Origin of the sequence: Amycolatopsis tucumanensis, assembly GCF_021654135.1 — a bacterium.
GTDB classification, from domain to species: Bacteria; Actinomycetota; Actinomycetes; order Mycobacteriales; family Pseudonocardiaceae; genus Amycolatopsis_E; species Amycolatopsis_E tucumanensis.
Genome location: NZ_JAKGSD010000026.1, coordinates 84,966 through 100,069 on the forward strand (window position 1 = coordinate 84,966; position 15,104 = coordinate 100,069).

Below are 15,104 nucleotides of genomic sequence, written 5' to 3' on the forward strand. Positions count from 1 at the left end.
CTGATCCGTTTCCGGCCCGGACTCCAGCGATTCGCCAGCGGCGCCGGGCAGCATCCGGTCACCGGGAAGGAAAAACGGAGGTGGCCATGACGCGATCGGTCGTCCTGCTGGTACCGGGCCAGGGCGCGCAACATCCGGGGATGGCGGTGGATCTCTACCACACGCACGACGGTTTCCGCGCGGCCGTGGACGAGGTTTTCGCGCTGTGGGGCGGTGAAGGCGCGCGCATCCGGGCGGATTGGCTCGGCACGGACCCGGAGATCGACCTGGACGACTTGCGCCGCTCGCAGCCGCTGCTCTTCGCGCTCGGCTACGCGCTGGCCACCGCCCTGCGTGGCGAGGGGATCGAGCCCGTGGCACTGGCCGGCCACAGCGTCGGCGAGGTCGTCGCCGCGGTGGTCGCCGGGGTGTTCCGGCTGCACGACGCCGCCGAGGTACTGGCCGAGCGGGTGGCACAACTCGCGGACGGGCCACCGGGCGGGATGCTCGCCGTCGCCGCGTCGGTCGCCGAGGTCATCCCGTACCTGGACGCGGAAGTGCATGTGGGTGCGGTCAACGCGGCCCGGCAGATCATGCTCGCCGGCCCGTCCGGGCCGCTGGCGAACACCGCGCGTCGGTTGCGTGCGGCCGAGATCACCGTCCGCCCGGTGCGTACGCGTAATCCCTTCCACAGCCCCGTTCTCGAGCCCTACGCCGACCGCGCATTGCCCACGTTGCGGCGGCTTCCGCTCGCCCCGCCGAAGGTGCCGGTCTACTCCGGCTATACCGGGAAGCTCCTGACCGCGGCCGAGGCGACCGATCCCGCGTTCTGGGCCGCCCAGCCCGCGCGCCCGGTGTACTTCGCCGGCGCGCTCACCGCGGCGGCGGAATCCGGCAGGCACCTGTTCGTGGAGACCGGTCCCGGCCAGAGCCTGACGGCGCTGGCCCGACGGCACCCCGCGGTCACCGCGACCGGTTCCCGCGTCCTGGCTCTGCTTCCGCCGCGGGCCGGGGGCGACGCCGCGAAGTTCACCAGCACGGTCGCGGAGATCTTCGCGACCACCACCCCGACCAGTGAGGCACTCCTGCCATGACCAGACGAGCAGTCATCACCGGGATCGGAGCCGTCGCACCCGGCGGCATCGGCGTCCCGGCCTACTGGAAGCAGCTGACCGACGGTGTGTCCGCGACGGCGCCGATCTCGTTGTTCGACGCCTCGCCCTACCGGTCGCGGATCGCGGCGGAGGTCGATTTCGACCCGGCCGCCGCGGGGCTCGGGCCGCAGGAGATCCGGCGTCTCGACCGCGCAGCCCAGTTCGCCGTCGTCGCCGCGCGGGAGGCCGTGGAGGACAGCGGGCTGGAGTTCGGCGCGCTGCCCGGCGAGCGGACCGGCGTCGCGCTGGGCACCGCGGTGGGCTGCACCACCGCGATGGAACGCGAGTACGTGGTGCTCTCCGACGGCGGCCGCGACTGGCTGGTCGACCCGGACTACGCCGTGCGCGAGCTCTACGACCACTTCGTGCCCAGCTCGATGGCCGTCGAGCTGGCCCGGCTGACCGGTGCGCGTGGGCCGGTGTCGGTGGTCTCCGACGGCTGCACCTCGGGCCTGGACGCGGTCGGGCACGCGCTCGACCTGATCCGCGAGGGCAGCGCCGACGTCGTGATCACGGGCGGCACCGACGCGCCGATCTCCCCGATCACCCTGGCCTGTTTCGACGCGATCAAGGCGACCTCGCCGCGCAACGACGACGCCGAGCACGCCTCCCGGCCGTTCGACCGCACCCGCAACGGGCTGGTGCTCGGGGAGGGCGCGGCGGTCCTGGTCGTGGAGGAGGCCGAGCACGCCCATCGCCGCGGCGCGCGGATCTACGCGGAGGTGTCCGGTTTCGCCAGCCGCTGCAACGCCTACCACATGACCGGGCTGCGCACCGACGGTGTGGAGATGGCCGAAGCGATCCGGCTCGCGCTCGACGAGGCCCGGCTCGCTCCGGCCGACGTGCACTACGTCAACGCGCACGGCTCCAGCACCAAGCAGAACGACCGCCACGAGACGGCGGCGTTCAAGCGCAGCCTCGGCGAACACGCGTACCGCGTGCCGGTCAGCTCGATCAAGTCGATGATCGGGCACTCGCTGGGCGCCATCGGCGCCCTCGAACTCGCCGCCTGCGCGCTGGCGATCGAGCACGACGTCGTCCCGCCCACGGCGAACCTGCACGAGCCCGACCCCGACTGCGATCTGGACTACGTACCGCTGGTCGCCCGCGAACAGACCGTCGACTCCGTCCTGAGCGTCGGCAGCGGCTTCGGCGGGTTCCAGAGCGCCGTGGTGCTCACCGCGCCGGAAAGGACGGCGGCATGACCAGCGCGGTGGTCACCGGCATCGGCGTCGTCGCGCCGACCGGCATCGGCGCGGAGGAGTACTGGCGCGCGACGATCGCCGGAGAATCGGCGATCGGCCCGATCACGCGGTTCGACCCGGCGCCCTACCCGGTGCGCCTGGCGGGCGAGGTGCCCGGGTTCGTCCCGGCGGAGCACGTGCCGTCCCGGCTGCTCCCGCAGACCGACCACGGCACCCGGCTGTCCCTGGCCGCCGCGGCGGAAGCGCTGTCCGGCAGCGGCCTCACCGCCGACGAGGCGCCCGAGTTCGGCATCGGCATCGCCACCGCCTCGACGATGGGCGGGTTCGAGTTCGGGCAGCGCGAGCTGCAGCACCTGTGGCAGCTCGGCGGCCAGCACGTGAGCGCCTACCAGTCGTTCGCGTGGTTCTACGCCGTCAACACCGGTCAGATCTCGATCCGCCACGGCCTGCGCGGGCCCGGAGCCACGATCGTCGCCGACCAGGCGGGCGGCCTCGACGCGCTCGGCGTGGCCCGGCGGCAGATCCGCAAGGGCACCCCAGCGGTCGTGACCGGGGGAGTGGACAGCGCCCTGTGCCCGCTCGGTCTGGCCGGGCAGCTCAGCACCGGCGACCTCAGCGGCGCGCACGACCCGGAGCGGGCGTACCTGCCGTTCACGCGGGAGGCCGGCGGTCACGTGCCCGCCGAGGGCGGTGCCATCCTCGTGGTGGAGGACGCCGGGTTCGCGCGCGACCGAGGCGCCCCGGTGCTCGGCGAGATCGCCGGGTACGCGGCCACCTTCGATCCGGACCCGCGCGACCCGGCCGCGGACGGGCTGCTGCGTGCCGCGCGGCAGGCCATTGCCGACGCCGAGCTCGAACCCGGCGACGTCGACGTCGTCTTCGCCGACGCTGCCGGCCGTCCGGGCGCCGACCGGCGCGAGGCCGCGGCGATCACCGCGCTGTTCGGTGCCGGCGGAATCCCGGTCACCGCACCGAAAACCGGCACCGGACGGCTCTATGCGGGAGCCGGCGGCCTGGACACCGCCACGGCCCTGCTGAGCCTGCGCAACCAGTCCATCCCGCCCACCGTGCACGTCGGTGCCACCGACCCGGCCCACGAGATCGACCTCGTCGTCGGCCGGGCCCGTCCCGCGGCGCTGACCACGGCGCTCGTGCTGGCCCGCGGGCGCGGCGGCTTCAACGCGGCACTCCTCGTGCGCGCACCCCGGCCCGGAAAACCCAACCACACCAAGGAGTAGCACCATGAGCACATTGACCATCGCCGCCCTGAAGGACATCCTGCGCTCCGCCGCGGGCGAGGACGACGGCGTCGACCTCGACGCCGAGATCCTCGACATCCCCTTCACCGAGCTGGGTTACGACTCACTCGCGCTGTTGGAGACCGCCGCCCGCATCGCCCGCGAGTACGGCGTGACCCTCAGCGACGACGACGTCGACCAGATCGAAACGCCGCGTGAGCTGCTCGACCGCGTCAACGCGGCGGCGCGCGCGTGAGGCCGCGGCGATGACGGCCGTCGCGGGAACGGAACAGGACGCCCGCGCCCCGCTGGCGCGGATCGGGGCCCTCGCCGACCCGGGCACGGTCGTGCCCCGGGGCGACCGGGACGGCGGGGTGTGGGCCATCGCCCAGCTCCGCGGCGTGGTGTGTGCGGTCTTCGCGCTCGACCCGCGGGTCAGCGCCGGGGCGATGTCGGCGGGCAACTGCGACATCATCGTCGCCGCTTACGAGCACGCGCTGGAGGCCGGGCTGCCCGTGGTCGGGCTGTGGCACTCCGGTGGCGCCCGGCTGCAGGACGGCATCGGCAGCCTGCACGCGGTGTCGCGCGTGTTCGCGGCGATGACGCGGGCCTCGGGCCGGATCCCGCAGGTCTCCGTCGTGCTCGGCGCCGCCGCGGGCGGGGCCGCCTACGGGCCCGCGCTCACCGACGTGGTGATCATGGCGCCGGAGGCGCGGGTGTTCATCACCGGGCCCGGGATCATCCGGGAGGTCACCGGCGAGGAGATCGACGCGGACAGCCTCGGCGGGCCGGGGCAGCACGGGCGAACCAGCGGCGTCACCCACGTCGTCGCGCGATCCGAACCCGACGCCCTGGCGCGGGCCGCGGCGATCGTGGAACTGCTGGCCGCGCCAGGGCGGATCGACCCCGCCCGGGTACCCGACCGGCCCTTCGCCCACCTGCTGCCGGAACGGGCCAGGCGGGCTTACGACGTGCACCCGGTGGTCGAGGCCCTGCTCGACGGGCCGCCGGAGGAGCTGCACGCCGGCTGGGCGCGCAACATCGTCACCGCGCTGGGCAGGCTGGGCGGCGCGACCGTCGGCGTGGTGGCCAGCAACCCGATCCGCAAGGGCGGCTGCCTGGATTCACAGTCGGCGGAGAAGGCGGCCCGGTTCGTGCGCATGTGCGACGCGTTCGGCATCCCGCTGGTCGTGCTCGTGGATGTGCCCGGCTACCTGCCCGGCGTCAAGGAGGAGTGGGGTGGCGTGGTGCGGCGCGGGGCGAAGCTGCTGCACGCGTTCGCCGAGGCGACCGTTCCGCGGGTGAGCGTGATCCTGCGCAAGGCCTACGGCGGCGCCTACATCGCCATGAACTGCCGCGGGCTCGGTGCGGACCACGTGATCGCGTGGCCGGGCGCGGAGGTGGCCGTCATGGGTGCGACCGCCGCGGTCCGGTTGCTGCGACGGCGTGAGCTGGCGGCGGCACAGGACCGGGTGGCACTCGAGGAACGGCTGGTGGCTGAGCACGAGCGGGAGACCGGCGGGGTGCGCGCCGCGGTCGAGCTGGGTGTGGTCGACGAGGTCGTGGAACCGGACCGGACCCGCGGCGCGGTCGCGCGGGCGCTGCACGAGCGCGGCCCGGCGCGCGGCGTCCACGGCAACATCCCGTTGTGAGCGGTGTGCCGCCCCGGGGGCCCGGGGCGGCACACCGTGGTCAGGCCGACGATCCTTCGAGGCACCGGGCGAAGCCGGGCGCCAGATCGGCCAGTTCGCCCCGTCGTTCGGCGAGCAGATCCAGTGACAGCACCGATTCGGGCCATTCCACCGACGCGTCGAGCCGGGCGTCGCACGTCAGCACGGCCTGGTGCAGCTGCTGCATGCGGGCCGAGGGTTCCAGGCCCAGCTCCGTGTTGAGGACGGACCGCAGCCGCGCGATGACCTGCAGGGCCTGCGCCTGGCGGCCGCACCGGTAGAGCGCCAGCACCAGCTGCGCGTGGAAGTTCTCGTGGGTGGGATGCGCCGCGACGAGCGCGGTCAGCTCCGCGAGCACCTCGTGGTGCGTGCCGAGCCGCAGGTCCGCCTCGATGCGTTGCTCGAGCGCGCCCAGCCGCCGCTCCTCCAGGCCCGCGACCCAGGCCCGCAGCCGGGGCCCGAGCGCGACATCGGCGAGCGGTTCACCGTGCCAGACCGACAGCGCCCGGCGGAAGAACAGGGCGGCGCAGCCGTCGTCGCGCCGGGCGAGCGCCGCGCGGCCCTGGGCGGCGTAGGAGTTGAACTCGTCGACGTCGAGCTGACCGGGCGCCACCCGCAACAGGTAACCGCGCGATCGCGTCCGCAGGACGTCCTTGGCGCACGGCGCCGAGCCGACCGACGGCAGGGACGCTAGCAACCGCCGCAGCTGCAGGACGTAGGTCTGCAACGTCGACGCCGCGCTGGAGGGCGGGTTGTCCTCCCACAGCTCGGCGATGCACGATTCGATCGACACCACCGTGTTCGCGTTGAGCAGCAGGAAAGCCAGCAGCTGCCGCTGCTTGGGCGCGGTGGGTGTGAACGCCTCGCCGTGGTCGTTGACCGCCAGCGGGCCGAGTACCTCGTAACTCATCATTTCTCAGACCCCCCATTTCCGAGAACCGTACCGAGTGTCAGCCGCGATCTTTTTCTCCACATCGTTTCGTACAAGGAAACCTCTCTGCGCGTCGTGGATTCTTCCCGCGGTCCCGTCGACGACCTACCCCTGGATCGAACCGTCGTCGGGTGAGTCCGTGATCGAGTGGACACCGGATCGTCGAGTGGCGATCGCCTCCTCGGGTTGTTAATGGAAAACCCTTGAGATTCTAGCGTTCGGGAGTCACCGACCGAATGGACCGGAGGATTCCGTTCACCCACTGGGCTGTGAACTAGATCACGATGACAGTCTGCTGGTGATCAGCTATCCGGCTCGAACCTGATTTCGAACAAGCTGCGTCGAAACAGTGCGGTAACGCCAGTGGAACTCCAGCCGCTCTCCAGGGGGTCGGCGCATTGTCTCGAGGATGTTCAGGGAGAAAGGGAGTCGATCGATGGGCACAGTGACGCGACGGGGTTTCGTGGCGGGATCGGCCGCGATCGGTCTGGGGGCCGTCGCCGGCGTGGGCGGCGCGGCCACCGCGGCCGACGCTGCGACCGGTTTCGGCCCGGTCACGGTCCGGCCGTCCGACCCGCGGTACGCCAGCCTGACCGGCGGGTACAACTACCGGTTCCTCGGCAGCCCTGACTACTACCGGCTGGCCGGTTCGGCGACTCAGATCGAGCAGGCCGTCGGGGAGGCTCTGCGCGCGGGCCGGCGTCTCGCGGTGCGCTCGGGCGGGCACTGCCTCGAGGGATTCGTCAACAACCCCGGCGTCGACGCGGTGATCGACCTCGCCGAGTACAACGGCGTGTACTTCGACGCCGCCCGCAACGCCTTCGCCGTCGAGGCGGGGGCGACGCTCGGGCAGGTGTACGACACGCTCTACCGCGGGTGGGGCGTGACCGTGCCGGGCGGGGTGTGCCCGCAGGTTGGCGTGGGTGGGCACATCAGCGGTGGCGGTTATGGCGCCCTGTCCCGGTTGTTCGGTCTCGTGGTGGACCACCTCGCGGCGGTCGAAGTGGTGGTCGTCGGCTCCGACAGCACGCCGCGCACCGTCCTGGCCACCGCCGATCCCGCCGACCCGCGGCACGAGCTGTGGTGGGCCCACACCGGCGGTGGCGGCGGGAACTTCGGCGTCGTCACCCGGTACTGGCTGCGCTCGCCCGGGGCGAGCGGCACCGATCCGGCCGCACTGCTGCCCAAGCCGCCGGCCACGATCCTGTTCAGCCAGCTCAGCTGGCCGTGGAGCGCGCTGACCGAGACGTCTTTCACCCGGCTCGTCGGCAACTTCAACCGCTGGCACGAAGCCAACAGCGCACCCGGCTCACCGTACGCGTCGTTGTTCGCGACCCTGTGGCTCAACCACGTCAAGACCGGCAACCCCGCGCTGACCGTCCAGCTCGACGGTACCCGCTCCGACGCGCAGAGGCTGCTGGCCGGCTTCGTCGCGGCGATCACCGACGGCGTCGGGGTCACACCTGTCTCCAGCACCGGTGCGCTGCCGTGGCTGCTCGCCAAGAACCGGCTGGGGTTCGCGGACTTCGGCGCCGGGGTGGGCAAGCGGGTCAAGAACAAGTCGTCGTACGTGCGCCGGGGTTTCGACACCGGTCAGCTCGCGGCGATCCACTCCCACCTGACCAGGACCGACTACGCCGGCACGTCGGCGTCGATCCTGCTGGCCAGCTACGGCGGCGCGATCAACGCCGTGGCCCCCACGGCGACCGCGATCCCGCAGCGGGACTCGATCATCAAGGCGCAGTACTCGGTGTCCTGGAGCGATCCGGCGGAGGACTCCGTCCACATCGGATGGGTGCGCGAGCTCTACGAGGATCTCTTCGCGGCCACCGGCGGGGCCCCGGTCAGCGGCGACGTGAGCGACGGTGCCTACATCAACTACCCCGACGTCGACCTCGCCGATCCGGACCGCAACACCTCCGGGGTGCCCTGGTACACGCTCTACTACAAGGACAACTACGCGCGGCTGCAGGCGGTGAAGCGAACCTGGGACCCGCTGGACGTGTTCAACCACGACCTCTCGGTGCGGCCGTCCTGATCATCGCGCGTGATGCCACCGGATCGGGATCGCGGTGACCGGCTGGGCGCCACCGGCGGGGGCGTCCGGACCGGTCTGGACCACGCTGTACGCCGCGATCGGGGTCGCCGGGTGGCGGCTGTGGACCCGTCGCGCGGGCGCGACGGTGCTGGGCCTGCACGCCGGCCAGCTCGCGTTGAACGCCTCGTGGCCGCCGGCGTTTTTCACGCTGCGGAAGAAGAAACTCTCCCTGGCGGTCGTCGCGGCGCTCGACGCCGCGGTCGCGGCGGAGATCGCGGCCGCGGCACGCCGGGGCCGGGCCGCGGCGGGTTTGCTCGCCCCGTACCTGGCGTGGAGCCTCTACGCGACGGCACTCACCGCCGCGGTGGGCGATCCCGGCGGCGCGTCCTGACTCGCGTCCGTCGTCTCGGGGTCCTCGCTCAGGGCACCATCCACCCGAGCACCGCCGTGGACTGGAGGTACACCAGCAGGCACATGACCGCGACGAACACGAGGCTCCAGACCAGCACCCGCCGGAACGGGTCGCCCTCGCGGCCGGTCATCCCGACCGCCGCGGCCGCGATCGCGAGGTTCTGCGGGCTGATCATCTTGCCGAGCACGCCACCGGAGGAGTTCGCCGCGGCCAGCAGTGTCGCCGACAGGCCGGCCTTGTTGGCCGCGACCACCTGCAGCGCCCCGAACAGCGAGTTCGACGAGGTGTCCGAGCCGGTCACGGCGACGCCCAGCCAGCCGAGGATCGGCGAGATCAGCGCGAAGACCCCGCCGGCACCGGCCATCCAGGTGCCCAGCGTGGCGGTCTGGCCGCTGGCGTTCATGACGTAGGCCAGGGCGAGCACGGCCATCACGGTGACGATCGCCGTCGCCAGCTGGCGGTAGGTGGCCAGGTAGGCGCGCAGGGCGCGGGCCGGCCGGATGCCGATCACCGGGATGGTGAGCAACCCCGCGATGATCAGCAGGGTGCCCGCGGCGTCCAGCCAGTCGAACTTGAACTGCGACAGCGTCGAGGGCTTCCCGCTGCTGGACTGGATGTGCAGGCCCGGCCAGTTGAACGTCTTCGTCACGCTCGTCAGGGCGTCCTTGATCGCCGGGATCTGAGCGAGCGCGAACACCGCGATGATGATCAGGTACGGCGCGTAGGCGCGGAAGACTTCGGCCCCGCTGTCCCGCTCACCGCCGTTCCCCGCTCCACCGGCCGGTGGCCGCGCTGGGCGCTCCATGGTGGTGGTGGATCCGCCGGCCCGCTCGGTGCCGGCCGCGCCGGCCGCACCGGCGGTGGTCGTGCGCACCCCGGTGCCCTCCACATAGGACTCGGCGGGGTGCCACACCCGCAGGAACAGCACCATCGCGCCGGCGGAGAGCAGGGCGGCGACGATGTCGGTGAGCGGCGCGCCGACGTAGTTCGAGGTGGCGAACTGGGCGAGCGCGAACACCACGCCGCACACGAGCGCGGCCGGCCAGGTCTGCCGCAGGCCACGCCTGCCGTCGATGATGAACACCAGCGCGAGCGGCACGAACACGCCGAGCACCGGGGTCTGGCGCCCGACCATCGAGGACAGGTCGTGCAAGGGCAGGCCGGTCACGGTCGCCAGGGTGGTGATCGGGACGGCCAGCGCCCCGAACGCCACCGGCGCGGTGTTGGCGACCAGGGCGACGGCGGCGGCCTTGATCGGCCGGAATCCCAGCGCGATCAGCATGACGCTGGTGATCGCCACCGGCGTGCCGAACCCGGCCAGCGCCTCCAGCAGAGCACCGAAGGAGAACGCGATGATGACGCCCTGGAGCCGCTGGTCGTCGCTGACGCGCGCGAACGAGCGGCGCAGCACGTCGAAGTGCCCGGTCGCCACCGTCATGTTGTAGATCCAGATCGCGTTGATCACGATCCACAGGATCGGGAAGAACCCGAACGCCGCACCCTCGGACGCGGCGAGGAACGCGGGCCCGGCGGGCATCGGGTAGACCACGATGGCAACCACCAGGGCGACCGCCAGTGAGATCAGCGCGGCCAGCCACGCGGTCATGCGCAGGATTCCGAGCAGCACGAACAGGGTGAGCAGCGGGATCGCCGCGACGAGCGACGACCACGCGAGCGACCCGGCGACCGGGTCGAGAACCTGGCGGTACATCGATCACCTCACGGATGTGGAGCGTGCCGGCGCGAACGCGCCCACCCGACCCCGTCGGCCGGGAGTCCCCGGATCGAGGCGTCCAGCACCTCGATCGTGTGGGCGAGCCGCACGGGCTCGCCGAAAGCGTCGAGCGCGGCGGCCACCTGCATCAGGCACCCGGGGTTGGCGGTGACCAGCAGCGGCGCACCGGTGGCCAGCACGTTGCGCGCCTTGCGCTCGCCGAGGTCACCCCCGGCTTCCGGGTTGAGGATGTTGTAGATCCCCGCGGAACCGCAGCAGATCTCGGGTTCGGGGATCTCGCGCAGTGTCAGGCCGGGGATGTCGTGCAGCAGGCGGCGCGGCTGCGACCGGATGCCCTGGGCGTGGGCGAGGTGGCAGGCGTCGTGGTAGGCGATGGCGACCGGGAGGGGGTGCCGCCGCGCCACCGTCCCCTGCTCGGCGAGCAGTTCGGACACGTCCCGCACGCGGGCGCTGAACTCGCGCGCTCGCTGCGCGTAGTTGGGGTCGTCGGCGAGGAGGTCGCCGTACTCCTTCATGGCCGATCCGCACCCGGCGGCGTTGACCGCGATCCAGTCGGCGCCGGACCCGTCGAAGACGTCGATCAGCTTGCGTGCGAAGGACTGTGCCTCGTCCTCGCGGCCGTTGTGGACGCTGAGCGCACCGCAGCAGCCCTGGACGGCGGGCGCGACGACGTCGAATCCCTCGGCGGCGAGCACGCGCGCGGTGGCCGCGTTGACGCCGGGGAAGAACTCGCGCTGCACGCACCCGAGCAACATGCCCACGGTGCCGCGGCGCGTGCCGCGCGCGCGGATCCCTTCCGGGACGCGCTGGAACCGTCCCAGTGGAGGCGCGAGCGATTCCAGCGCGGCCAGGCGGGGGAAGGCGCGGCCCAGCACGCGGCGGACCGGGCCGCCGAGGCCACTGGCCTGGTAGGCGCGCAACGGCCCGCGCAGGGCGTGCAGCCGCCGCGGGTAGGGGAAGACGCTGAAGATCGTGCGGCGCAGCAGGCGGTCGCGGCGCGAGCGCGGGTGACGGCGCTCGACCTGGGCGCGGGTCGCTTCGATCAGCTTGTCGTACCGGACGCCGGAGGGGCAGGCGGTCACGCACGCCATGCAGCCGAGGCAGGCGTCGAAGTGCTGCACCATCTCCGGTGTCATCGGCTCGTCCTCGACGCCCAGGCCCATGAGGTAGATCCGGCCGCGCGGCGAGTCCATCTCCTCGCCCCACAGCTGGTAGGTCGGGCAGGTGGGCAGGCAGAACCCGCAGTGCACGCAGTCGTCCAGGAGATCGGCCGAGGGCGGGTGGTGGTCGTCGAACGCGGGCCCGGTCATCTCAGATCCCTCCTGCGAACCGTCCGGGGGCCATCAGCCGAGCCGGGTCGAACTGGTCCTTGACGCGCCGCATCAGGGTGAGCCCGCGGACCGGTCCCCACACGTCCAGCGCGGTCTTGACCCGCGGTGGCGCGTCCAGCACGACGACGTCCCCGCTCCACGACGGCGACAGCTCGCGCAACCGCGCGACGAACGCGGGAACCGCGCCGGGGTCCGCGGGGATCCCGGCGTGCAGAACGCCGACCCCGGCCGAGCCGCGCACCGCCGCGCGCAGGCCGCACCGCCGCGCGGTGTCGTCGACGGCGTCGAGCAGCCGGGGCAGCCCGGCGATCTCGTGGGTGAGCCGCAGGGCCACCTCGCCGGCCGCCCACGGTGCGTGGCACCACCACGCCGGGGGCTCGCCGGCGGCCGTCGCGTCACCACCGAGCAGGTCGAGCAGGGTGCGCACGCGGCCGTCGACGCCCTCGGGGATGCCTTCGACGAGGACCGCCAGCGCGGCGGGGTCGCCGGCGGGGCGGTCGAGTTCCAGCGCGCTCGCGACGACCTGGGAGTGCACCACACGCTGGACCTTGTCGTGCGCGTCGGCCGCGGACGCGACGCCGACGACGACCCACCGCGCCGCCCGCGGCAGCGGGTGCAGGCGGAACACGGCCTCGGTGACCAGCCCGAGCGTTCCCCACGAGCCGGTGAGCAGCTTGCCGAGGTCGTACCCGGCCACGTTCTTGACGACCTTCCCGCCTGCCTTGGCGACCGTCCCGTCGGCGCGCACGAGGGTGATGCCGATGAGCAGGTCGCGGACCGCGCCGTGGGACAGCCGCAGCGGGCCGGTGGCGGCGGTCGCGATCACCCCGCCCGCGGTGCCCGGCCCGGCGCCCGGTGGCAGCACCGGCGAGATGCCCAGCCGCTGCCCGGCCGGCGCGAGGTGTTCCTGCACCGCGTCGAGCCGCGCCCCGGCCTGGACGTGCACGACGAGGTCGCCCGCGCGGTGCTCGACGATCCGGTCCATCCGCCTGGTGTCGAGGACGAGGTCGGCGCGTTCGGGTGGGCGGCCCCAGGTCAGCTTCGTGCGGGTGCCGCGCGGCACGACCGCGAGCCCGTGCTGCGCGGCGATCCGCATCACGGCTGCGGCCTCGTCCGTGGTGGACGGTGCGGCGACCAGGCGGGCGGGCACCCCGTCGACGTGGTCGGCCTCCCCGGCGGGCCACGCGGCGGCGGTCGCCGACAGTTCGCCGAGCACCACGTCCCCGGCCGCGCGCATCAGAACACCTCGGCGATTCCCGCGTCCTGCAACGGGTGCGCACCCTTGTGCCGTCCCGGCACCTCCCCGCACAGCCGGGGGGTGGGGAAGATCTTGCCGGGGTTGGCCAGCCCGTCCGGGTCGAACGCGCACCGCAGCAGCTGCATCGTGTCGAGGTCGGCCTCGGTGAACATGCGGGGCATGAACTTCGCCTTGTCCGAGCCGACGCCGTGCTCGCCGGTGATCGAGCCGCCGTGCTCGATGCACAGGTCCAGGATCGCGCCGGAGACCTCCTCGGCGCGCTCGGCCTCGCCGGGCACCGAGTCGTCGAACAGCACCAGCGGGTGCAGGTTCCCGTCGCCGGCGTGGAAGACGTTGGCGACCCGGATCCCGGTGTCCCGCGACAGCTCCGCGATGCGGTGCAGGACCTCGGCCAGCACGGTCCGCGGGATGACGCCGTCCTGGACGATGTAGTCCGGGCTGATCCGCCCGACGGCCGCGAACGCCGACTTGCGGCCCCGCCAGAAGCTCGCGCGCTCCGCGTCGTCGGCGGCGATGCGGATCTCGAACGCACCGTGCGCCCGGCAGTGGCGCTCGACCTCGGCGAACTGCGCGTCCACCTCCGCCGCGGGCCCGTCCAGCTCCACGATCAGGACCGCGCCCGCCCCGGCCGGGTACCCGCAGCGCACCGCGGCCTCGGCGGCCTCGATCGCGAGCGCGTCCATCATCTCCATCGCGGCGGGCACCACGCCGGCGCCGATGACGGCCGAGGTCGCGGCGCCGGCGTCGTCGGTGCCCGGGAAGCCGGCCAGCAGCGTCCGCACGGCCTCGGGGAGCCGGACCAGCCGCACGGTCACCTCGGTGACCACCCCGAGCGTTCCTTCCGAGCCGACGATCGCGCCGAGCAGGTCGTACCCCGTCGCGTCGGGGGCCTTGCCGCCGAGCCGCACGACCTCCCCGTCCGGGGCGACGAACTCCGCGCCGGTGACGTGGTTGGTGGTGAACCCGTACTTCAGGCAGTGCGCGCCGCCGGAGTTCTCGGCGAGGTTGCCGCCGATGGAACAGATCTGCTGGCTGGAGGGATCGGGTGCGTAGTAGTAGCCGTCGGCCCCGGCCGCCCTGGTGATGTCGAGGTTGATCACCCCGGGTTCGACGACGGCGCGCTGGTTCGCCGGATCGATCTCGACGATGCGGCGCAACCGGGAGGTGACGATCAGGACGCCGTCGGCGTGCGGGAGGGCGCCGCCGGACAGCCCGGTGCCGGAACCGCGCGCGACGAACGGGACGCCGGCCTCGGCGCAGGCCCGCACGGTCGTCACGACCCCGGTCGCGTCGGCGGGCAGGACCACGAGGGCGGGGGTGACCTTGTAGTGGGCGAGCCCGTCGCATTCGTAGGTGCGCAGCCGCTGGTGGTCGTCGATCACCGCGTCCGGGCCCAGAGCCGTGCGCAACCGCCTGGCCAGCCCGGTGATCGCGGACCGGCGGGCCGGTGCCTCGTCGATTGTCATGCGCGCCCTCCGTGCTGGCTTGCAACGGGTGTGGACGGGCCGATCGACTCGCGGGGACGTCGATGTCCTGGTGAAACCGTAGGATCCGGCTCCGGCGCCGTCAAACCGTGTGTAACAGGTGCTACATTGCTGTCTGTGACAGATGTGAAGCCGGTCCGCTGGCTGGTGCTGGTGGTGCGGGTCCCCGCCTCGCCGTCGCGGCACCGGGTGGCCGTGTGGCGGGAGTTGCGGCGGGTCGGCGCGTTGTCGCTGGGCCAGGGCACGTGGGCGGTCCCCGACGTGCCGGGGTTCGCCGACGGCGTGTCGCGCGTGCGCGAACTGGCCGGGCGCGGCGGCGGCGAGGTGGTCGTCCTCGACGCCGCCGGGCGCGCCGAGGAGGACGGCGCGCGCCTGGAGGCGCTGTTCACGGCCGACCGTGAGGAGGAGTGGGCGGAGTTCCTGGCCGACTGCGGCAAGTTCGAGGCCGAGATCGACAAGGAGATCGCCCACCGCAAGTTCACGATGGCCGAGCTCGAGGAGGAGGAGCAGAGCCTGGAGCGGCTGCGCCGGTGGCACCGGGACCTCAAGGCGCGCGATGTGTTCGGGGCCCCTCGTGCCGCGGAAGCCGCCGAGCGGCTGGAGCGGTGCACGGCGCGGCTGGCGGACTACACGGAGCAGGTCTTCGAGGCGTTGCACCAGATGTGAGGA

13 protein-coding genes are annotated in these 15,104 nt (G+C 72.9%); 8 read left to right on the forward strand and 5 right to left on the reverse strand.

Going from position 1 to position 15,104, the window contains the following annotated elements; translation table 11 throughout:
- Positions 1-86: 86 nt before the first annotated feature.
- The 5 genes from L2C96_RS24515 to L2C96_RS24535 are packed head-to-tail and all read left to right on the forward strand — an operon-like array spanning position 87 to position 5,228.
- The gene (locus L2C96_RS24515; protein ID WP_237337946.1) at positions 87-1,073 is read left to right on the forward strand and encodes an acyltransferase domain-containing protein; all 987 of its coding nucleotides are present in this window, start codon (positions 87-89) and stop codon (positions 1,071-1,073) included.
- Positions 1,070-2,338, forward strand: coding sequence for a beta-ketoacyl-[acyl-carrier-protein] synthase family protein (locus tag L2C96_RS24520; RefSeq protein WP_237337947.1), 1,269 nt, complete (start codon positions 1,070-1,072; stop codon positions 2,336-2,338). The genes L2C96_RS24515 and L2C96_RS24520 overlap by 4 nt, the downstream gene beginning before the upstream one ends.
- Positions 2,335-3,576, forward strand: coding sequence for a ketosynthase chain-length factor (locus tag L2C96_RS24525; RefSeq protein ID WP_237337948.1), 1,242 nt, complete (start codon positions 2,335-2,337; stop codon positions 3,574-3,576). The genes L2C96_RS24520 and L2C96_RS24525 overlap by 4 nt, the downstream gene beginning before the upstream one ends.
- 4 nt (positions 3,577-3,580) lie before the next feature.
- Positions 3,581-3,832, forward strand: a complete 252-nt coding sequence (locus L2C96_RS24530; RefSeq protein ID WP_237337949.1) for an acyl carrier protein — start codon at positions 3,581-3,583, stop codon at positions 3,830-3,832.
- A 10-nt stretch (positions 3,833-3,842) separates the two neighbouring features.
- Positions 3,843-5,228: an acyl-CoA carboxylase subunit beta gene (locus tag L2C96_RS24535; protein ID WP_272883185.1), complete on the forward strand. Its 1,386-nt coding sequence runs from the start codon at positions 3,843-3,845 to the stop codon at positions 5,226-5,228.
- 40 nt (positions 5,229-5,268) lie between these two features.
- Here the strand turns inward: L2C96_RS24535 and L2C96_RS24540 are convergent, their stop codons facing one another.
- Entirely contained in the window at positions 5,269-6,159 is an 891-nt protein-coding gene (locus L2C96_RS24540) for an AfsR/SARP family transcriptional regulator (protein WP_237337950.1), read from the reverse strand.
- A 454-nt stretch (positions 6,160-6,613) separates the two neighbouring features.
- Between L2C96_RS24540 and L2C96_RS24545 the strand changes: the two genes are divergently transcribed.
- On the forward strand, positions 6,614-8,215 hold the full coding sequence (locus tag L2C96_RS24545; protein WP_237337951.1) for an FAD-binding oxidoreductase: 1,602 nt from the start codon (positions 6,614-6,616) through the stop codon (positions 8,213-8,215).
- Positions 8,216-8,249: 34 nt separating this feature from the next.
- Entirely contained in the window at positions 8,250-8,606 is a 357-nt protein-coding gene (locus L2C96_RS24550) for a TspO/MBR family protein (RefSeq protein ID WP_237337952.1), read from the forward strand.
- A gap of 28 nt (positions 8,607-8,634) precedes the next feature.
- On the opposite strand, the gene L2C96_RS24555 is transcribed toward L2C96_RS24550, so the two are convergent.
- From L2C96_RS24555 to L2C96_RS24570, 4 genes are read right to left on the reverse strand one after another with little or no spacing between them, the layout of a single operon-like run.
- Positions 8,635-10,338, reverse strand: coding sequence for an L-lactate permease (locus L2C96_RS24555; RefSeq protein WP_237337953.1), 1,704 nt, complete (start codon positions 10,336-10,338; stop codon positions 8,635-8,637).
- Between the two features lie 8 nt (positions 10,339-10,346).
- Positions 10,347-11,672 carry a (Fe-S)-binding protein gene (locus L2C96_RS24560; protein ID WP_237337954.1) on the reverse strand — a complete coding sequence of 442 codons (1,326 nt, stop codon included), beginning with the start codon at positions 11,670-11,672 and terminating at the stop codon, positions 10,347-10,349.
- A 1-nt stretch (position 11,673) separates the two neighbouring features.
- Positions 11,674-12,930 carry an FAD-binding oxidoreductase gene (locus L2C96_RS24565; RefSeq protein WP_237337955.1) on the reverse strand — a complete coding sequence of 419 codons (1,257 nt, stop codon included), beginning with the start codon at positions 12,928-12,930 and terminating at the stop codon, positions 11,674-11,676.
- Entirely contained in the window at positions 12,930-14,417 is a 1,488-nt protein-coding gene (locus L2C96_RS24570) for an FAD-linked oxidase C-terminal domain-containing protein (protein WP_237337956.1), read from the reverse strand. The genes L2C96_RS24565 and L2C96_RS24570 overlap by 1 nt, the downstream gene beginning before the upstream one ends.
- A gap of 135 nt (positions 14,418-14,552) precedes the next feature.
- Between L2C96_RS24570 and L2C96_RS24575 the strand changes: the two genes are divergently transcribed.
- The gene (locus tag L2C96_RS24575) at positions 14,553-15,101 is read left to right on the forward strand and encodes a Chromate resistance protein ChrB (RefSeq protein WP_027929282.1); all 549 of its coding nucleotides are present in this window, start codon (positions 14,553-14,555) and stop codon (positions 15,099-15,101) included.
- Positions 15,102-15,104 lie beyond the last annotated feature (3 nt).